The sequence below is a fragment of the Neobacillus sp. DHD-1R genome (assembly GCF_057747995.1).
Window position 1 is genome coordinate 2,723,920 of sequence record NZ_CM173232.1, and the last position, 19,521, is coordinate 2,743,440.

22 protein-coding genes and 2 pseudogenes are annotated in these 19,521 nt (G+C 35.8%); 20 read left to right on the forward strand and 4 right to left on the reverse strand.

Annotated elements, in window-relative coordinates; all coding sequences use genetic code 11:
- Positions 1 to 582: 582 nt before the first annotated feature.
- The 10 genes and pseudogenes from AC3ANL_RS13150 (at position 583) to AC3ANL_RS13195 (ending at position 7,780) form a co-directional block, all read left to right on the forward strand.
- Entirely contained in the window at positions 583 to 1,236 is a 654-nt protein-coding gene (locus tag AC3ANL_RS13150; protein ID WP_488324893.1) for a DDE-type integrase/transposase/recombinase, read from the forward strand.
- 23 nt (positions 1,237 to 1,259) lie between these two features.
- Positions 1,260 to 1,568 (forward strand): hypothetical protein, encoded by a 309-nt coding sequence (locus tag AC3ANL_RS13155; RefSeq protein WP_488324894.1) that lies wholly within the window; start codon positions 1,260 to 1,262, stop codon positions 1,566 to 1,568.
- 59 nt (positions 1,569 to 1,627) lie between these two features.
- Complete coding sequence (locus AC3ANL_RS13160) at positions 1,628 to 1,810, forward strand: hypothetical protein (RefSeq protein WP_488324895.1); 183 nt, start codon at positions 1,628 to 1,630, stop codon at positions 1,808 to 1,810.
- Positions 1,807 to 2,289 carry an ATP-binding protein gene (locus AC3ANL_RS13165; protein WP_488324896.1) on the forward strand — a complete coding sequence of 161 codons (483 nt, stop codon included), beginning with the start codon at positions 1,807 to 1,809 and terminating at the stop codon, positions 2,287 to 2,289. Before AC3ANL_RS13160 ends, AC3ANL_RS13165 begins: the two co-directional genes overlap by 4 nt.
- 5 nt (positions 2,290 to 2,294) lie before the next feature.
- On the forward strand, positions 2,295 to 2,462 hold the full coding sequence (locus tag AC3ANL_RS13170) for an ATP-binding protein (RefSeq protein WP_488324897.1): 168 nt from the start codon (positions 2,295 to 2,297) through the stop codon (positions 2,460 to 2,462).
- Positions 2,396 to 3,047, forward strand: a pseudogene (locus tag AC3ANL_RS13175) (ATP-binding protein). The gene AC3ANL_RS13170 and the pseudogene AC3ANL_RS13175 overlap by 67 nt, the downstream one beginning before the upstream one ends.
- A 722-nt stretch (positions 3,048 to 3,769) precedes the next feature.
- Positions 3,770 to 4,039 (forward strand): hypothetical protein, encoded by a 270-nt coding sequence (locus AC3ANL_RS13180; RefSeq protein WP_488324898.1) that lies wholly within the window; start codon positions 3,770 to 3,772, stop codon positions 4,037 to 4,039.
- 316 nt (positions 4,040 to 4,355) lie between these two features.
- Positions 4,356 to 6,029 (forward strand): DUF262 domain-containing protein, encoded by a 1,674-nt coding sequence (locus AC3ANL_RS13185; protein WP_488324899.1) that lies wholly within the window; start codon positions 4,356 to 4,358, stop codon positions 6,027 to 6,029.
- A 313-nt stretch (positions 6,030 to 6,342) separates the two neighbouring features.
- Positions 6,343 to 7,401 (forward strand): hypothetical protein, encoded by a 1,059-nt coding sequence (locus AC3ANL_RS13190; RefSeq protein WP_488324900.1) that lies wholly within the window; start codon positions 6,343 to 6,345, stop codon positions 7,399 to 7,401.
- A 115-nt stretch (positions 7,402 to 7,516) separates the two neighbouring features.
- Entirely contained in the window at positions 7,517 to 7,780 is a 264-nt protein-coding gene (locus AC3ANL_RS13195; protein WP_488324901.1) for a hypothetical protein, read from the forward strand.
- A gap of 74 nt (positions 7,781 to 7,854) precedes the next feature.
- Here the strand turns inward: AC3ANL_RS13195 and AC3ANL_RS13200 are convergent, their stop codons facing one another.
- Entirely contained in the window at positions 7,855 to 8,058 is a 204-nt protein-coding gene (locus tag AC3ANL_RS13200; RefSeq protein WP_488324902.1) for a hypothetical protein, read from the reverse strand.
- 344 nt (positions 8,059 to 8,402) lie between these two features.
- Between AC3ANL_RS13200 and AC3ANL_RS13205 the strand changes: the two genes are divergently transcribed.
- Genes AC3ANL_RS13205 through AC3ANL_RS13215 form a run of 3 tightly spaced genes read left to right on the forward strand, consistent with a single transcriptional unit; the run spans position 8,403 to position 11,522 of the window.
- Positions 8,403 to 10,073 carry an McrB family protein gene (locus tag AC3ANL_RS13205; protein ID WP_488324903.1) on the forward strand — a complete coding sequence of 557 codons (1,671 nt, stop codon included), beginning with the start codon at positions 8,403 to 8,405 and terminating at the stop codon, positions 10,071 to 10,073.
- Entirely contained in the window at positions 10,048 to 10,536 is a 489-nt protein-coding gene (locus AC3ANL_RS13210; RefSeq protein WP_488324904.1) for a hypothetical protein, read from the forward strand. The genes AC3ANL_RS13205 and AC3ANL_RS13210 overlap by 26 nt, the downstream gene beginning before the upstream one ends.
- Positions 10,537 to 10,547: 11 nt before the next feature.
- The gene (locus tag AC3ANL_RS13215; RefSeq protein ID WP_488324905.1) at positions 10,548 to 11,522 is read left to right on the forward strand and encodes a nuclease domain-containing protein; all 975 of its coding nucleotides are present in this window, start codon (positions 10,548 to 10,550) and stop codon (positions 11,520 to 11,522) included.
- A 461-nt stretch (positions 11,523 to 11,983) separates the two neighbouring features.
- Here AC3ANL_RS13215 and AC3ANL_RS13220 read toward each other — a convergent pair whose 3' ends face one another.
- The 3 genes from AC3ANL_RS13220 to AC3ANL_RS13230 form a co-directional block, all read right to left on the reverse strand.
- Complete coding sequence (locus tag AC3ANL_RS13220) at positions 11,984 to 12,364, reverse strand: MazG nucleotide pyrophosphohydrolase domain-containing protein (protein WP_488324906.1); 381 nt, start codon at positions 12,362 to 12,364, stop codon at positions 11,984 to 11,986.
- Positions 12,365 to 12,429: 65 nt separating this feature from the next.
- The gene (locus AC3ANL_RS13225) at positions 12,430 to 13,521 is read right to left on the reverse strand and encodes a DUF1648 domain-containing protein (RefSeq protein ID WP_488324907.1); all 1,092 of its coding nucleotides are present in this window, start codon (positions 13,519 to 13,521) and stop codon (positions 12,430 to 12,432) included.
- A 16-nt stretch (positions 13,522 to 13,537) separates the two neighbouring features.
- Positions 13,538 to 13,930, reverse strand: coding sequence for a GntR family transcriptional regulator (locus tag AC3ANL_RS13230; protein ID WP_488324908.1), 393 nt, complete (start codon positions 13,928 to 13,930; stop codon positions 13,538 to 13,540).
- Between the two features lie 220 nt (positions 13,931 to 14,150).
- On the opposite strand from AC3ANL_RS13230, the pseudogene AC3ANL_RS13235 reads away from it, so the two are divergent.
- From AC3ANL_RS13235 to AC3ANL_RS13265, 7 genes and pseudogenes are all read left to right on the forward strand, one after another.
- Positions 14,151 to 15,294, forward strand: a pseudogene (locus tag AC3ANL_RS13235) (catalase); the annotation flags it as partial.
- A 367-nt stretch (positions 15,295 to 15,661) separates the two neighbouring features.
- Complete coding sequence (locus AC3ANL_RS13240; RefSeq protein ID WP_488324909.1) at positions 15,662 to 15,787, forward strand: hypothetical protein; 126 nt, start codon at positions 15,662 to 15,664, stop codon at positions 15,785 to 15,787.
- Positions 15,788 to 16,173: 386 nt separating this feature from the next.
- Entirely contained in the window at positions 16,174 to 16,929 is a 756-nt protein-coding gene (locus AC3ANL_RS13245) for a DUF4230 domain-containing protein (RefSeq protein ID WP_488324910.1), read from the forward strand.
- A 418-nt stretch (positions 16,930 to 17,347) separates the two neighbouring features.
- On the forward strand, positions 17,348 to 17,857 hold the full coding sequence (locus AC3ANL_RS13250; protein WP_488324911.1) for a YkvA family protein: 510 nt from the start codon (positions 17,348 to 17,350) through the stop codon (positions 17,855 to 17,857).
- 112 nt (positions 17,858 to 17,969) lie between these two features.
- Positions 17,970 to 18,230, forward strand: coding sequence for a hypothetical protein (locus AC3ANL_RS13255; RefSeq protein ID WP_488324912.1), 261 nt, complete (start codon positions 17,970 to 17,972; stop codon positions 18,228 to 18,230).
- Between the two features lie 309 nt (positions 18,231 to 18,539).
- On the forward strand, positions 18,540 to 19,148 hold the full coding sequence (locus AC3ANL_RS13260; RefSeq protein ID WP_488324913.1) for a hypothetical protein: 609 nt from the start codon (positions 18,540 to 18,542) through the stop codon (positions 19,146 to 19,148).
- A gap of 46 nt (positions 19,149 to 19,194) precedes the next feature.
- Positions 19,195 to 19,521, forward strand: a complete 327-nt coding sequence (locus tag AC3ANL_RS13265) for an AAA family ATPase (RefSeq protein WP_488324914.1) — start codon at positions 19,195 to 19,197, stop codon at positions 19,519 to 19,521.

Consider the following 19,521-nt stretch of genomic DNA (forward strand, 5'->3'; position numbering starts at 1 on the left):
TAATTTTATTTGTTGAGAGTTTTGTTGGTTAAATATCTATCCGCATAGAATACCAAATATTTATTCCCATTCTTGAAATAGTCAATATTATTAATGCAAGTGCAGGAGTAATCAGCACTAAAGATGGGCTAACAACGGGTTGTAAACGGTAAACTAGAATAAACAGTTTCTCACAAATAAAAGTAAGCGGTTTTCCACAATTAAGAATGAACAGTTTACCGAGTACCTTTATTTTCAATAAACTAGAGATAGTCTATTGAAAGTGAGGAATGAGGAGTGGAAAGATTTATGGTATATTGCGAGATTCATAGGCTTCTCAAGGATGGATTCTCCAATAGTGCAATCGCGAGGAAACTTAACATATCCAGGAATAGGGTGATCAATTATTTGAAGATGAGTCCTGAGGAGTTCCATCAGTTTGCATTATCTCTTTAAAGTAGGGGGAAGAAATTAGATCCTTATCACCATGAGATAGTAGAGTGGGTTAAGAAACACCCTGACATCTCCTGAGCACAAATTTTCGATTGGCTGGAAGAGAAACTGGATTTTAAGGAGGTTACAGAAAATACCGTTAGGAATTATGTGAATGATATAAGAGATGCGTATTATATTCCAAAACAAACTGCTCAGCGAGAATATGTGACAGTTCTAGAAATACCAATGGGCCAACAGGTTCAGGTGGACTTTGGGCATCTAAGAGTTCCATCAACTGATGGGGAAAGGAAACGACTTTATTTCATAGGATTTGTCCTTGCACACTCAAGATTTAAATATGTTGAATGGCTGGATCGCCCCTTCCGTGCAGCTGACGTCATACATATGCACGAGATCGCCTTCAGTTATTTCGAAGGAATGCCACTGGAGATGGTCTATGACCAGGATCGCTTATTAGCAGTAAGTGAAAATGCTGGAGATTTGATTATGACAACGGAGTTTACTAGGTATCAACAGACCCGGAAGTTTAAGGTTTATCTATGCCGGAAATCGGACCCTGAATCAAAAGGGAAATTTGAGCAAGTGGTTAAATATGTAAAGAACAATTTCGCCAAAAATCGAATATTTGATAACTTGGCAGATTGGCAGGAATCCTGTCTAAAATGGTTAAATCGAACAGAAAACTACAAGGTTCATCATAATACAAAGAAAAACCCACTGAGGTGCACGCCCTGGAAAAGCAACACCTACAGAAGGTCCATGGTACTTACATTTTTGAAAATGTCTATGTTTCTAGTATAACAAGAAACATACAGAAGGACATTGTGATTCGGCATGGAGGAAATCGATATAGCGTCCCTCTCGGGACCTATCGAATAGGTGCCCCTAACATCGCCTACATTCAGACGGATGATAAATACTTATACATACGTCTTCAACAGAACGGCAATGTTTTAGCAAAACATCCTCTATCTAAAGAACGAGGAGTCATCATATCTGACCCCTCTCATAGAGAGCGAAATCAAACGAAGAGGGAACTCTTGGTTCAGCAGATTGAAGGGATAATTACCGATCAGTACGCTGGAAAGTGGTTAATCGAAACCTATACCCACGCCACTTGGTGGACCAGTTGAAAGTAGTACAATCCGTCATACTCAAGTACCCATCTTATGTCGATCAGGCAGTACTTGAATTGAAACGTTTAAAGTTGACCAGTGCCAATGATCTAAGGGACATTGCCATCTCACTAGAGATTCAGAGTCATAAAAACAGGAGTAAGGTTGGTCATTTAAATGAGAAGTATAAAGACTTGGTGGCACCGGAACGCAAAGAGGATATCTACATCACGGTGCTTACGGGGGGTGGTAGAAAATGAGTCATCCCTACGTGGAATTGCAGGAAAAATGTAGAACCCTACGGTTGGCTGAGACGGCAAAAGAACTTCCTAAGTTCCTTTGGGAAGCTGAGGCAAAAGGCTGGAGTTATGAAATGAGCTGTAGAGAAAGAAAGAACAGCGAAAAGCTGATGAAGTGGGCAGAATTCCCGGAGTTTCTTACTTTTGAAGGCTTACGTTTGTCAGAGAAATCTGCAATTGGAGAAAAGCAACTCAATGTATTAAAAGAAATGTCTTGGGTGGATGAGTGTTTCACACTAAATATGATGGGCCCAACGGGCGTCGGAAAGATCCATTTGTCAACAGCCATAGGTATTCATGCGATTGAGCATGGATACCAGGTCTCTTTTGTCTCCATGGAGAGACTTATTTATACCCTTAAGTCCAAGGAGTACATTAGTAAATCGAAAACCGTTACAAGCGAATATTATCTTCGGGAATTATTATTATCGATGATGTGATGTACATGGCTTACGAGCCACAGGATGCCCACCTGTTTTTCCAATTTATTCATGAAATGTATGATAAAGGAGCTTTTATCCTTACTTCCAATAAAGGGCCAAACGAATGGGGCAAGTTCCTAGGCGATCCTACCCTAACTTGTCTGAAACTGCAAATCATTTACCACACCTAATCAGAGAGGCTGAGAAAAAGGATTTGTCCTTTACTCAGTTTCTCCTTGAAATAGCAACATATGAGCAGAGTCGAAGAGATGAAAAACAACTAGAGAAGCGATTTAAATGGGCGACATTTCCCTTTCATAGCACAGTTGAAGACTACGATTTGAAAACCGCTAGGTGTGGGTAAAACCTTAGGAATAGAAGCTTTAAATCAAGGCTATAAAGTGATTTTCACAACCATGGGAGATTTAATTCATACATTAAAGACAGAAGAGATAACGAGAAAATCGAAAACAAGAATGAAACGAATTAGAGAAGCAGATTTAGTTATTATAGATGATCTGATGTTTATGGCTATGGATAAGCAAGAAGCTAATATGTTCTTTCATCTAATAAATAACCTTTATAACCAAACATCTATTATTTTGACTTCAAATAAAGGACCAAAAGAATGGGGTGAGCTATTGGGGGACCAAGCAATCACAACTGCCATATTGGACCGGATCTTGCATCGAGTAGAGATTATTCATTTAAATGAAGATAGTTGGCGAATGAAACATCGAAAAACAATATTTGGTGACCAAAGTGTTTCAAATTAATTAGCAGAAATTGTGTCATTCTACTTGACGGTCACAGCAGGATCTTCAGAGACCGAAACAGCCCTATGATAGCTTGATGGAAGGAAGCTTTTTTGAAGGGAGATGCTGAAGCCCTGGATAGAGGGGTAGGAAGACCACCCATGTCTAATAAAGCTAAGACCAGAAAAAATAAAAAAACAGTAGAACAAAAGGAAATGACGTAAGAACAAAAATTGGAAAGAGAAAATGAGCTTCTCCGTTTGGAGGTAGAATATTTAAAAAAGTTGCCAGCTTTTCAGGTGGACCCGGAGGACTATCTCGGCAAGCACAAGCAGCGTATCATTCGAACTCAAAGAATCCTTCAAATTAAAAGATGTTTAACGCAAGTCGGTATTCCGGTATTCTCCTATCACTACCATATAAAAGCGATTAAGAAGGAAAATCCAAATGAGGAACAGTAAAGTTTATTCAATTTATTTTTGACGAACATAACGGCAATTATGGTTATAGTCGCATCAAGCTGGAATTAAGAACCGTGTTCTAAAGTGAATCATAAGAAGGTGCAACGCATTATGAACAAACTCGGAATAAAAGGAGATAAGTTAGAAGAAATCACGAGAGTACAGTTCTTGCAAAGGGACTACAATAACGGCATTAATAGTCATTTTCACACAAATAAATGTCATTAAAAATTAACAACAGATATTACAGAATTAAAGTGTTCATGCGGTGTAAAAATGTATTTGAGTCCCGTTACGGACATGTTCAACGGTGAAGTCCATTCGTATGGAAAAAGTATTCGCCCAACCTTAGAATTAGCGCTCAAACCTCTGGACGAAGCTCTTGAAATAGTAAAAGATTCAAGGTACAGCACCACTATATATGATCAAGGCTGGCATTATCAACATCATAAATGGGTAAAAACAATTAAGGAATACACGGTGTTCCAGAGTATGTCGCGAAAAGGAATCTGTTTAAATAATTCACCTATGGAGAACTTTTTTGATTACTGAAACAAGAAATGTATTACGGAGATGCAATGTACCCGTTTGAGGAATTAAAAAAGAGAATTGAAGAATAAATCCATTATTTTAATAAAAAGCGTATAAAGCGAAAAATGGCAGGCATAAGTCCGGTTTAATACCCATCCATACCAGCCAAGTAGCTGCTTAATATAAAACTCTAGCTTTTCGGGGTCATCTCATTTTTGCCCGATTTTATCCTATTATGAATATTATCATAATTTCGGGATGTGGTAAAATAGTTATAATAACAGTATAAGTTATTGATAAATAAAAAAACAAGGATATTTTATAGGGGGTACATAGCTTGAGTAAGTTTGAAGCAAGCGATAAAACTGTTAAAGAAGTGCTTTCATATATTTATGAAATCCCATTTTTTCAAAGAGGTTATTCATGGAGCAAGGATCAATTAATTCCATTTATGGATGACTTAAGGATGGTTAGGAACGAAAGGCAGGAAGAATACTTCCTAGGACCTATTGTTCTAAACAAAGAAGATAAGAACAACATTCAAGTAATTGATGGTCAACAAAGACTAACTACGATTACTATTTTCCTTTGTGTAGTTCGTGATTTATTAATAAACCTGGGAAAACACCGCACTGCTGAAAGAATTCACCAAAAATTTATTGCTGAGCAAGATTTAGCGGGTAGGGATACATATAAATTAACACTAGGAGAAGATAGTAGAGAATTCTTTAAAAACTTTATTCAAGTTCCTTACGGTGAAGAAAGAAGAAAATATGAATCAGATTATAATAACATACCTAAAAAAAACTTATCTCCCGCAAATAAAGCTTTATGGGATGCTTATCAATTTTTTCATACACAATTAGAATCGATCTGTGGTACAGATTATAATGAAAATGAAGGATTTCTTATCGAATTAGTATCTACTGTCACAGATAATTTTGTATTAATTAGTATTAATGTCAACTCTGATAGTGACGCATTTATTATATTTGAAACTTTAAATGAAAGAGGTATGGATTTATCAATTTCAGATTTGTTAAAAAACTATATTTTTTCAAAAGCTGATGAGAACGATCTTTCATCCATTCAAAGTATTTGGAAAAATATGACCACAGTTTTGAATCAAGTTAATATCACTCATTTTTTACGACATTATTGGGTGGCAAAGTACGAAAAAGTAACTGAGAAAAAATTATATGAAAAAATTAAAAAGTTTCTTCTTACAAGTAATGTATATAGTTTTGTTCAAGACTTATACGAAAATGCCGTTTTGTATATGAATTTACTTTACCCATCCCCAGAGATATGGACAGATAAAAAAACCTATGCATCCCTTAGTAACCTTAACACACTAAATTATAAAGCTGCTTATCCCGTTTTTTTAACTGGTTTTAATAAATTAAACGAACCGGATTTTAGAAAACTGGTAATATCATGTGAGAATTTTATATTTAAGTATATAACAATTACCGACCATAGCCCTAGTGATCTTGAGAATGCATTCGCTGAAATATGTAAAAAATTAAGAACCATAGAGGGAAACACTTTTAATGAAGTAATTGAAAATATTAAAAAGTATTCACCTGAAGATGATTTTTTTAAGCAAAAATTTGCAGATAAAGTGATAAAAAATCAAAAGGTTCAGCGATATATTTTAGAAAAAATAAATTATCACTTAGGAACAGGCGAAACCATATCAAGTAATTCTGAAATGGTACATGTGGAACACATACTACCCAAAAACCCTAATTCAGAATGGACAGCTTATCTTGAAAGTCTCAATGGTGATTACCATGAATATGTTGACAGAATTGGTAATTTGACTTTGTTATGTGGGACATTCAATAGAGAAGCTTCAAATAAATCGTTTAAAGAAAAGAAAGTTAACTACAGGGATTCAGAATTTAAAATAACAACATTATTACTTAATATAGACGAATGGAACTATAAGGAAATAGAAAAAAGACAAAATTACTTTGCAGAAATAGCGGTACATGTTTGGAAATAACTGCAAGCAATTATTTTAAAGAGTTAAGCATTTTATTAATTGCTTTAACTCTTTTTTTTATTTAATTATATATAAAGCTACAATTTTAAAAAAAAATTCTGTAAGAGCCTACAAGAATGGACATTTATTTTGAGGTTCCATGTTAAAAATACTTTCCATCTGTTATTGAAAAAGAGAATTTAAAAGAACTTAAATCTATTTTAATAAAATGCTAAAATATAAAGGGAACCACTTAAATTTTAAAACCAATTCTAATATTAATGATAATAGGACATTATTAGAACTAAGAGGCTTTATGTAATGGGGAGATAAGATGAATAAAATAAATTTAAATGATTTTCATGAAAGGGAACTACACCCTTTTTTCAATTACTATCTACATCATACTTTAAAAATTGCTGCAAAAACTATTTATCAGGAAAGATCTATTAATACTACCAAAGGAGAAAATGAATGGATCCATCCTGATATGGTTGGTTATAGCTTAACAACGGAGAATTGGCATGAAAAAGTGGTTTCATTGGCAGAACAGTACAATATGCCAAAGGTTTTACTATACTCATTTGAATTGAAAAAAGAAATAACTATGTCTAATCTCAGAGAAGTTTTTTTTCAAGCCGTTTCTAACTCAAGTTGGGCGAATGAAGGCTACTTAGTGGCTGCAGAAATTGATACGAATAACGATAAACTAATGCAAAAAATGAATAGACTATCAAACTCCTTTGGCATTGGAATAATAAAGCTAAATATCGAAGAACCTAAATCTTGTTATATACTTTGTAAAGCAAATAGACGAGGCGAAATTGACGGAGATACAGTGAACAATTTGTTTGAAATTAACAAAGATTTTAAAGAATTTTTAGTGGATGTTGGAAATGGGTTAAAGATTAACCGAGTCGTTAATTACAATTTAGACGAGGTGAAAAACATTTCTGAACTAAAGAATGTATTAGCAAGTGCAGAAGAGACTTACGTAGAAACAAGTAGTAAAACTGAAAATTTTAGAGATTTTCTTGGGTCAGAAAAAATAATGGACTGGTCTTCAAATGTGACTGGTAAAAAACCAAAAAGATTGGTTATCGATGATGAAGAGTATGAAGTAGCTAGCTGGAAGTTGGTTTATATTAGCTTTTGCAAATTTCTTTGTTCAACAAATGTGACACTGCTTAAAAACACCAAACTAAAAGGTAAAAAAAGAGACTACTTTGCAACATGTGATAAGGATTTACGTGTAGCTTATTACCTAGAAGAGGCTGAATTATATATGGAGGTTAATTTAAGTGCACAGTCAATCTTGAGAAATATTAGATCACTGATGGAAGAATTCGATATCAATAACAACCGAGTTAAAATTATACTTGAAACAAATTGAGAACATATTATGGAATGAACCATAATATGCCTATTGATAAAAAGTTATTCAGTGACTGTATACCTGAAATCGTCGAATGTACTCGAAATAGAACCTTCTACTAGAATCCTACCTTATGAAGAAAACAAAAAGAACTGCAAAAGATAGTGGCAACCAAATAAAGGTAAAAGAAATTGACCCAACATTAGAAGATCAATGGGCATCATTTGAAGACGATGTGAAAAAAGATCATAGAGACCTCTATGGAAAAATTGAAACATATCTTGCCCCAACTATCGCTGGTTCAGAAGCGGCTACACTTGATCAAGAAGCATTAGGGGCATTAAACGACCAATTGACTGGTGCGTTGAAAGAATTAGACGAAAAAGCAAATAAGTAGATATAATACTACCTTATCATTATATCAATATGTGAGAGATGGAGCCCTTCTTTTGCAAAGGGGCTCAATAAATTTTATTTCTTAATTGGCGGATTGTTTACATCAATATGAAAAGGAAGCGAATTGCTTTCATTTTCATTTCCATAAAAATGTTTTTGGATTTGGTGATTGGCTGTTTCTGCTTCAGTATCCCCAGACAAGCTTCTGGACCCAGCTTGATTGAACACATCATCCATCTTTTTATTTGCTTCAACTGATTCATTGTTATTATTTCCCACTCCGTCACCCCCTTATTATATTTGTATGTATCTTTCCCTATCTCAAGCAACTCGTAACCTTTAGTAGATAATATTATTCTATTTCAACTTTTATCTGTGAAACTTGATTATAGCCATATCCCTTACCATCCCAGAATGCTTGAGCAGGTTGCGATTGGCCATTGGAATCGGAGGCACGAACCTTAAATAGAAAACATCATATTACACATGCAAGTTTTATAAATGGTGACCTTTCTCCCGAGGAATCAAGTAGAAGACTTAAAGATTTCGCTGCTGGAAAGTATTTCTTTTTGATTATCTCACCAGAACGATTTCAGGCAAAAGGTTTCTGAGATGAACTATCCTTGATAAATCAGGCCAAAGATAAGGTCGTTATCACGATTTCAAATTTCACTCGTCAAGAATTAGAATTTAATATCGTTCAAATGAACTCAAGCTCTAAACAGGAATCTCTAATTGAGTATTTACGTAGCAATGTGAAATCATATGGACCAACGTTATTATTGGGTCATGATTATTCCGTTGATATTTCTGCTTTAGAAGATTATAAATCTAGTGGAAAACGCCAAGCCTTTAATATTTATGATGATGACCAAATGCTAACAAAAGGTTTTATATCTTACCTTGAATACCATGATAAGAATTCACCATTTCAAACGATTATTGTTAGCCTTGAAGGACATAACCATATTTTCACCAGTGCAAGAGAAATAATAGGTGAAGGATCAAAAACATGGTGGATAACGAAAGTGTTAGCTTCTCACACTCAGGACAACATGACCGTTATGACTGACGCTATGCGACTGTTACAAGAGCATGGTATACCAGTGAATGGAACATCATATTGTGTTGGAGATTTCAATAATGATACCAAGACATTTGTAGAGGGTGCAGAACAAGTAAAGAAAAATTTTATAGACGCAGCAATATTATTTGCACATGCCAAGCAAAAGTTAGAGTTACCATCTGAAGATGAAGAATCACAATCAGTAGATGTTGAGGGTTCAGAAACTTCAGATAGTCTGGAACCTAATTTCAAATTTAATGAAATTTTTAATATGGTTACTAACAGTCAATTTACCTTCTCAAAAGATATTATTCGTGACTTTCATCTGAATCTTACCGCATTAGATGATAAGCATTTTGTCTTGTTAAGTGGTATCTCAGGGACTGGAAAAACGCAGCTTTGCCGCTTATATGCAAATGCGGTATATGGGCTGGAATATGAGAGTGAGAATCCGTATTTTACGATTATTCCGGTCCGCCCAGATTGGACGGATGCTTCGGCGCTTTTCGGTTACTTTAGTTCATTTGAAAAACGGTATGTAAAAACAGAGTTTCTTGCTGTTCTATTGAATGCTTTAAAAGAACGGGAAAAACCTCATTTTATTTTACTAGATGAAATGAATTTGGCCCGTGTTGAGTATTACTTGAGTGATTATTTAAGTGCAGTAGAATCGCGAAAAGAAATTCCGTTGCATCAAGATGACACTATTACTGATATCCCTAAGAAATTATTCATTCCTCCAAATGTATATGTTTTGGGAACGATTAATGTGGATGAAACAACTCACTCCATCTCTGATAAAGTCCTAGATCGTGCCTTTGTTATGACACTATCTGATGTGGATTTTGATTCGTATTGGAGTAGAGTCGATCAAGACTTGAGAGCAGCTCTTTCGAAAGAATTTCAGATATTGAAGGAATTACATTTAGCTTTATCAACCTATGAATTACACTTTGGATATCGATCGATGGGCGAAATGCTACAAAAACTATATGCCAATTATCAGCTTTCGGAGGATGACCAGATGGATGCCATGGAGGCATTAGATCGGGTCATCTCGGAAAAGGTGTTAACAAAAGTCCGTGGAGATGAGCGGATTTCGGAAATGCTGGCAAAGATCGAGCAGTGGTTGGCTGAAAATCTAAATCCTTCTTCCATCTCACTTCAACATGTAAAGCGGATGAAGGAGGAGCTGGAATACTATGGAGCAACACAATTCTGGAGATAGTATTCTTGAATTATGGGATGTTAAGCAAGGTTGGATTCCTTTTAATGAGGCTTATTTAAGAGAAGCGACTGAATATAAGCTTCGATATTCAGGACATCTTGGAGATGTCCGGATCCAGGGGATACCGGTTCCTTTTTATCAAGAACAAAATAAATTCTTTGCTACGTTCATCACGCCATTCCAATGCGGTTTATTAAAAGTCTCTATAAAAAATGAAAACTTTCAAACTTTTGTTTACTCAGATGATCGCAAACTGACTGAAGAGCAGTTCGATTGGATGCTAGCAGAAATACTGGAGGAGGCCAATAGCTGTTTTCAGATCAGCGGGTTACAGACGAATGTAAATGCTTCTGGGAGAACACGAGACATTTCTTGGACCCAGTGGCTCTATATTGAGAATTCATTTTATCAGTTAAAACAAAATTTTTTTCTAAAATTGAATTTCATCCTATTCGACGCTTAGAAAAGTTTCCTATGATGATTAAAAGAGAGAAAGTGCAACATACAGGAGATGTAACATTACGCTGGCTTGACCTGAAAGGATATGGGGGAGACATTCCAAAAAATGTACAAAATGTAAAGACATTCGAGACTATGAATCTTTACGAAAATCAAGTGTTAAAGCAACAGTTGAAAGGGTTGTACAGGCTTCTTAAAAAATATGAGATGATTGAGGATGAGGCTGTAGCTCGAAAATCTGTGCGGTATACAGCGATTGTACAACGTTGGTTGAATAGTCCATTTCTGAAGGAAATAATCGAAAACGAAGGTCCTTTTACCATTACACAAAAATTTCGGAAGCATCCTGTTTATCGTCTCTGGTATCAATGGTTCGAGCGCCTCAATAAACATGATCGAGAAGGTATTGGATTTGGCTATTCCATTTCATTTAAGGATACATTTCAATTGTATGAAATGTGGTGTTACATGAAGATAGTCAAGATTCTAAGAGAAGAGGGTTTTGTTCAAGATACGAGCGGGTTATTTCGAACTACCAAAAACGGACTCTTTCTAGATTTGGCTGAAAATAAAGAGAGTCAAATTAAATTGAAAGGTCAGATGTCACTATACTATCAACGAACCTATCAATATAATACAAAAACCTTTCATACATATACGCAGAAGATGATTCCCGATATTGTGTTAGAAGGAGAAAACGGAATCATAGTTTTTGACCCAAAATATAGGGTACCAGATAATCTAGGTACTGCTCTTGGGGAGATGCATAAATATAGGGATGGAATCATACATCGGCTGACTAGAAAAAGAGCTGTTCAGGAGGTTTATATATTAACACCTACCAGAGCAGAACTAGCTGAGGGTATGAGGTACTTCCAGGATGATTTTCATGAGAGCTACTTGATGGGGGCTATTCAAGTAGTACCGGCGGTTAATGAAGCTGGCTTAAAAGCGAAGATTATGGCGAGTGTCGTTAAGTTGAGAGGATAAAATGATTAAGATTCATTTTTTGTTAAATGTATCCATGCTCTAGACTTTATAGTAACCTTGGTGCTTGTCACACCCCAGGTTTTGTAGTATTTTGTCAATATTTTATTATTGTCTATCAATAAGAGTGAACTCCCCTAGCATTTTTCTATTTGATACATTCTTTGATAGACTTGAAGGTGTTTGGTTGAACGAAAACGAAGGAGCCTGAAGGCATGCAAAAGAATAGAAAAATGAATTAAATAATAAAAATAATCCACTGCCTGCATGTGAAGGGGATGAAAAATTTCGTTCTAATGGCTCTTTATCCTGCACTAAGTGGCTTAATCATCCGAATATGGTGGCTCAAAACTCCGCACAGATGGCTCAAACTAGCCGCAATACTTAGCGATCTCTCAAAGTAATATAAATAGAGTAGCTCTCTGTTATGGCTACTCTATTCTTACATATTTCCAGCTAATTCCTTACCTTACTAAACCGACATCTTTATTATTTCGGTTCTTCACTTCATCCATTTTTGAATAAAAGCTTTCCTCTAAATCAATTTCAAAGTAATTGGCCATTTTAATAATATAGGCTAGGCAATCAGCAAATTCTTTCCCTAAATCCTCTTTGATAGATTCTTTAGCTAAATTAAATGCCTCTACTTCATCTTTACCTTCTAATATGTGACTATTTGTCAAATTAAAGGCTTTTCGAAGTTCTTCTGCTACTTCTGCTACTTCTGTTGTTAAAAGCATGTAGTTATTTAGAAGGGAAGAACGAGTTCTCTCATAATTATCTTTATTAATTTCCCATTTCATTTCTTCATGATATTTTTTTGCGAATTCCTGTAATTCTTTCACTGATACACCTCTTTAATAGTTTATTATCCAAGATTAGCTAAGTTCTAGGTTAATTAACAATGACCCTACAAAAAACTCAACACCCAGATGACGGCTATTGGCACTATGATTATGAGATAGCCCATCGGGTTCCCAAAATTTATGGTCCAACCCACGCCAAATCTTTTTTCAACAAAGATGGATGGATCCTGTCTGTTGACATAAATGAGACCACCGATCCAATAAGAATCCTCGTCGAAATCGGTTAGGTCCTCTTCGGGTTCATCGGTGGTCTGTTTGTCTGAACGCCCTACCTTAATGGAAAACACAACGGTTCCGGCAAGTACAGCGACCAGGAAAATCATAGGTGTGGCCAAGATTATAGTTCCTGCTAATAAATCTGGATGAATCGTTTGCAATTGAAAAAAACTAAACATTACCGTGAGTAACAAGCTAACGAAAAACATAAACCAGCTTGTATATTTCCGTAAAGTAAGTTGGCGTTTCCGAGAGGCATTGGTTGCGGTTGCGCTTAATTTAATACCGGATTTTTTGGTTCCTGCTTGTATTCCTAAGTACATAACTTGCATGATTAATAGGATTAGTGGCAAGGTGATGGCTGACAGGTGATTTTTTTCAGTGAAGGCATCAGCTTTCCCATTTATTCCCCAGTGAGTGGGAATCTGTTCTGGTAAAAGGTCATAGTGAAGGAGCGAATATCCGATGACTCCCAATGTAATGATGATTGGTAATAAATAGACATACCAAGGAAGCATTTCATCCTTCGTTCGGACTGATAAATCAGTGATTTTAACTTGTTTTAAATTTTCCGTCCAATTATTTTCTCTTTTTAATTGATCCGTCTTTGCGTGAAAATAAAAATAGAGGGAAAGGCTGAACAGAATGATGCCAAATTGAATGACCACTCCTAGTAGGACCAGTTGTTCTTCAGAGGGGCCGGTGAAAAGGTACCATAGAAGATAGCTTGCTAATAATAAAAATGATAGAAGGGAAACCAATATTGTATATTGCTTTTTAAAGAAGGCAAGCTTTTGGTTTTTAAAGTATTTTTCTGGGATAGTAATCCCAAATATAACGGTTCGCTTGGCTAAAAAAGGAATAGCGATTTGAATTCCAGCTAGAATCATTGCGATTAATAGAAATATGGCAACAGTCATTTTAATTCCTCCCTTGTTAACTGAGCTTTTTATTGCTGTTTTTTAATTCTTTAATGATAGAAGTGAAGAACTCGTGAATTTGTTGTTCACTCATTCCAACAACAAACGATTCAGAAATGAGTAATTGATAATCAGTTTTCAATCGACCAAGTGCTGATGCATTGAAATCTTGTGGAGACGAAATCACTGCTCCGGATTTTGGGACGATTAGGATGATTCCCTTCTCTTCTAATTGATGGTAACTTTTATTAACGGTGTGCATATTAACGCCCAGGTCTGCAGAAAACGCCCTTACGGATGGGAGAGAGTCACCTGGCAGAATCGACCCTCTGGCAATTCCTTCGATAATTTGATTGGTGATCTGTTGATAAATGGGAATATCGGATTCCGATTCAATTCGAATAATCATGTTCGTTCCCTCCACTCTGTTATAGATATATAATAACACTTCTGTTCTACTATATCTATAACAATTCAAAGGATTTAAACTAAAGAGGTAAAGGATCATAACTATAAAATAACATTTATTTTAAGGCGGAAATCTCCTTATTATGGATAAATTCACTAATATAAGGAAAGATAAGGGTGAATGTTTTTAGGGAGGACTTATTTTGGTTGAAAACAATGATATGAATGCATCAAAAGGACAAGACGTAAAACGAGAGACGTTGACCACACGCCAGGGCCATCCTGTGAAGGATAACCAAAACATCCGTACCATTGGCAACCGGGGCCCAGCGACACTTGAGAATTACCATTTTATTGAGAAGATATCACACTTTGATCGGGAAGAGGTTCCAGAGCGTGTGGTCCATGCACGAGGAACTGGAGCCTTTAGTTATTTTGAGTCGTATGGAAAAGTGGGCGATGAACCGGTAGAGAAGTATACGCGCGCGAAAGTATTTTCTGGCGCTGGGAAGAAAACCCCCTTAATGGTCCGTTTCTCCACGGTGGCAGGAGCCAAAGACTCGCCGGAAACAGCCCGAGATCCACGTGGATTTGCGGTAAAAATGTATACGGAAGAAGGTAACTGGGACCTGGTTGGGAATAACTTGAAAATTTTCTTTATCCGGGATGCGATGAAGTTCCCTGATATGATTCATGCGTTTAAAGCAGAGCCTGCTTCGAACGTGCCCAATCCAGAGCGGATGTTTGACTTCGTTTCCCGTACACCTGAAGCCACGCATATGATTACATTTCTATTTTCTCCATGGGGGATTCCTGCGACCTACTGCCACATGCAGGGCTCTGGTGTCAATACCTATAAATGGGTAAATGAAAAGGGCGAGGCTGTGTTGGTGAAGTATCACTGGGAACCGAAGCAGGGGATTCGTAACTTAACACAGGAAGAGGCAAACACTATTCAAGCGAAAAACGTTGGTCATGCGACACAAGATTTATATGAAGCGATTGAGCGGGGAGAATATCCAGAATGGGAGCTCTTTGTGCAGATCATGGAGGACGATTACCATCCAGAGCTGGATTTTGATCCACTCGATGATACAAAACTTTGGCCGGAGGATAAGTTCCCATGGCTGCCAGTGGGGCGTATGGTTCTTGATTGGAATCTCGTTGATTTCCATGCAGAGATTGAGCAAGCTGCCTTTGGTACGGGGGTTCTGGTGGATGGAATGGACTTCTCAGACGATAAAATGCTACAAGGACGTACGTTCTCTTACTCTGATACACAGCGGCTATCGTGTAGGTGCCAATTATCTGAGTCTGCCTGAGAACGCGCCAAAAGCACCCGTTCGAACAAACCATAAACATCGGGACGGTTCTCATGTTTCTTTTGTTTCGCAAAACGAAGTAAACACTAGAACCGTCCCCTTATTTTACCCTTATTTTACCCTTATTTTACTAGTTTGCACTTACAAACGGCACTCAGTGATGGGTGCTATTTTTAATATGTTTTTTTTGGAGGATTCTTACAGAAATTTGTCGAATATTTGCAGTAACAAAATTCTCATAGCATCGATTTATGAGAACAGAATAAAGAATATAATTTATGACAAATTTTGCAAAGAAATTGGGTTTCTATTATTGGGTAAATCTGAGGTGATTATATATGCCATACTAAAAAGCTGGAAGAGCTGATAAACAGAGAAATAGATATGAAATTAACTGGTGTGTTTATCAATTGCTCAAAGTTCTGGAAGAAAAGGTTGATTACATTACTTTAGAGGCAACAGGTGATGATGAGAAAGGGGTTGACCATTGGAACGGTTATAAGGATGGTACACAAGAGGGTCAGCAATGTAAATGACGAAATGGTGCAAATGAAACATGGAGTTATGGTGCTCTAACCTCGAAAAGGATACTAAGTAAATGGAAGTCGCAACTAGATAGAGGAAATAATATCTCTGTTTCCTTAGTATCACCATTAAGTTTCACATACTTGGAAGATCTGGTACAAAGGGCTAGAACTTCCAGTGAAAATCCCAATGTTCTATGAGCATTAGATTAAAGGGTCTGGTACTAAATTTATCAATTTCACAAGTAGAAATAGGAAGATAACGTTTCCTAAAAAAATTATTATTTTATTAGTAAAAAATTTCTTTATGTGGTGCTATTATTTAACTAATTTCTAACATAATAGATTTGTGGATTTAAAGGATAAGCATTGTAATGATAAAAATGAGAGGTGAAAAAATGAATACAAATAGAGAAATTTTAGAAGAAAAAGACGAAAAAATCGCACAGCTAGAAAGACTATTAATAGAATTAAAGGAAGCACAACAGCAAAGTGCTGCAACTATTGCGGTAGATCATAACTTTAGATCTGTATCTCCACCGAAAGGAATATTTAAGTTTTTCTTTAAAGCTGGTGTATTTAAGATTATTTTGGCCATCCTTGTTCTTTTAATCATCACTTTAGGAGTAATTTGGCTATCTGGGGTCAGTACCTTCAAACATAAGTCTGTCACGTTTGTTGAACACGTTCAAGAGCTAGCCACATTGGCAACGGCTGAAGCTCATATGAAGGCGGTTATACACGAAGAGGATAGTAAGAATTTTTTGAATATTAATCTACCAGGTACAAAGCGAGAACTTCTATTAGTTGTACCTGCGACGGTTATTGCAGGTGTTGATTTGAAAGGGATTACTTCTAAGGACCTGGTTATTAATGAGAAAACAAAAGAAATAGATATTACCCTTCCTCATGCAAAGCTCATCCAGAACCCATCACTACAGATGGATAAAATACAAGCCGTTGACAATGGTGGGCTTTTCCGTGCTGATATTAAAATGAATGAGGGGTTTGACAAGGCCGCTGAGGCACAAGAGCAAATTCGTCAAGAGGCCATCTCTGTTGGTTTACTAGATACTGCAGAGAAAAATGCAGAAAAAGTGTTAAAGGAATTTTTTAAGAATATTGATTATACGGTAAATGTCACGTTTAACTAATATGACGGCCTGCTCATACTTGGACAGGCCTTTACTGGGGGAGCAATAGAGGTTTGTCAAATTCTACTTATTGTAGAAATCGACAATCATTAACCAAATATTTTTGGCTCTTTGCTATTTAGTGTGGGTGTAATAGATTTCAAGCAAAGAAAATACCCACCCCTTCTTAGCTTTTCTAATTGTTCCATTCTAGAGATTGCCAGTCAAGGAGTGCACTTGACAGACAATCTCTAGAATGTGTATTGGTCACCAAGCTAAGAAGGAGTTATCCTAGCTTAACGGGCTCTACCTTCATCTCTAACCTATTCGCTGTCGCATAGAAGCTTATTTATTTGAAATACTAGTGTTTTAAAAGATGGTAAATGGATAATCATGGTGTAAAATGTATTTGTAATTTACTGATCCTTGGAGTGATTTCATGTTAAAAAATCTATTTAAGAAGAAAAAAGATTTAGACGAATTATCCGCATCTAATATTGATGATGAAATTGCAATACAAGAAGAACTAGTTGCTGATTTAAAAGATGAAGCAGAAAAACTGAATGCTGAAGATATAAACCAACACGAAGAGCATTTCTCAGAGGAAAAGTTTTGGACTAAGGTTCAAAACTTTTCTAAAAGAGCCGGAACTTCTGTAGTCTACGCCGTTCTATTACTTTATTACACACTTCAAAAGCCAGATGTACCGTTAAAAGTTAAAGCAACCATTGTTGGGGCTTTAGGTTACTTTATTTTACCTTTAGATATTATACCCGACTTAGCAGTTGGTGTAGGATATGCGGATGACTTAAGTGTTGTAATATTCGCTTTAGTTCAAGTGGCTTTATATGTGGATGATGAAATTAAAATGCAAGCCAAAAGTAAACTAAAAGATTTATTTGGTGAGAATGTAGATACAACTGAGATTGATAATAAACTAGGTAGATAATGATATTAGAGTCTGTTTCCAAGGTTTTAGGAAAAAGACTTAGGGTAAACGATAAATTTGTTATAAATGATTGGATACATAAACATTACCTATACTCTGCAAGGAGGGAAATATGGTGCGATTAACAAGTTCTACGAGGCAAAGAATCTTAGAGCATAACGAGGGTTTTACTAGGAAAACCTATTTTGAGGAAATTAATTCCAGAGAAGAAAGAATATACACAATCTCAGGTGGAGTTCTTCATATACGTGCTGTAGGAAAAACATCTTGGGCTGATAGTCGTTATGACAAGGAATGGATTGCCAGTGACGATGAAGCACATAGGTTTTTATACAAGTATAAATGGGAAATGAATCTTGATGGTATAGAATGAAATAGAACATAAAATAGCGAGGCACTCTACAGAAATACATTGTAGAGTGCCTCGCTTAATTTCTTATTTGACACATACTGAGCAATAAGGTGTTCATTTTTAGAGGATCAGGTGAAGTAATGCATTTAAACTTACAAGTAGTTATATGGGACATATTAAACCCTTTATGGTAATATTCCAAATTACGTCTCTTACCTGTTTTGTTTTATCTTTTTTATCATAATTTTATCTATTTTATCTAATTTTATCATTTACAAAATGTGGATTGTTTTTTATAATAAAATTAAGATAAAAAAAGGAGTGTTTATTTTGAACTATGATAAAATTATCTTAGAGTTAATGAATCGCATTCAAGTTATGGAAGAGCAAGTGTCATTGTTAAATGAAAAAATAGCAATTTTAGAAACTGATTTTGAAGTTAATTTTGATGAAGAAGATGAAGTTGGTGAACAAGATGAAATAACCCGGTCAGAAGCTCGAGATAGGGCGATTAATATAATTAAAGACAAATTTCCTGAGTATATAGTGGAAAAAGCTTCCCGGAAAGAAGGGAGCGGAATAAAAATAATATCTCCCAAACCTAGTTCTAAAAAGCCAACATTTATTAAATTTTACCATAGTAAGGAACATCGTTCACGGCACGGTCAACATGGATGGCATGTAGTTCGTTTAGATGATGTGATTGCGACTCCTATTGATTATTGTTTACTTTCATTTGTTGATTCGAAAGGGGATTGGAGTTACTTCTTATATGATCAAGAGGAGATAGGCATGTATTATGATGATCACCGATCAAGTAGTAACCATATTCTTCACCTTTACTTCATTGTTAAGGATGGAAAAGCAAAAGAGGTAAGAGAAAACACCGTAGATGTAACTGATCATTTAAATAATTGGGATGTATTAAAGAATATATAGTTGTTTCTTTTCAAGTTAATATAGTTTGTTAAGAGGTGGCGTAATAATGACCAAAGAAGAAGAAATTCTAGAGTTCTCCGAAGCGATCGTCACTCAATTCTACTCCAACTTATATAACAATGAACATCAACCCGTTCTAGATGAAATCGCGAAACTACAGGAATATGATCTTTGGCTATTCCTTGAGCCAGATGTTACATGGGTGAATGATGGCTTAAGAGTTCATGGAGAGGAAACAGCCAGAATTCAAAACAATCAGCACGTAAAGTCATTATTAGATAAACGAAACATTGACTATCACATTTTAAGCGGGAACTATGAAAATCGATTACATGGTGCAATAGAATTGATTGAAAGGGTACTAAGAGATTGA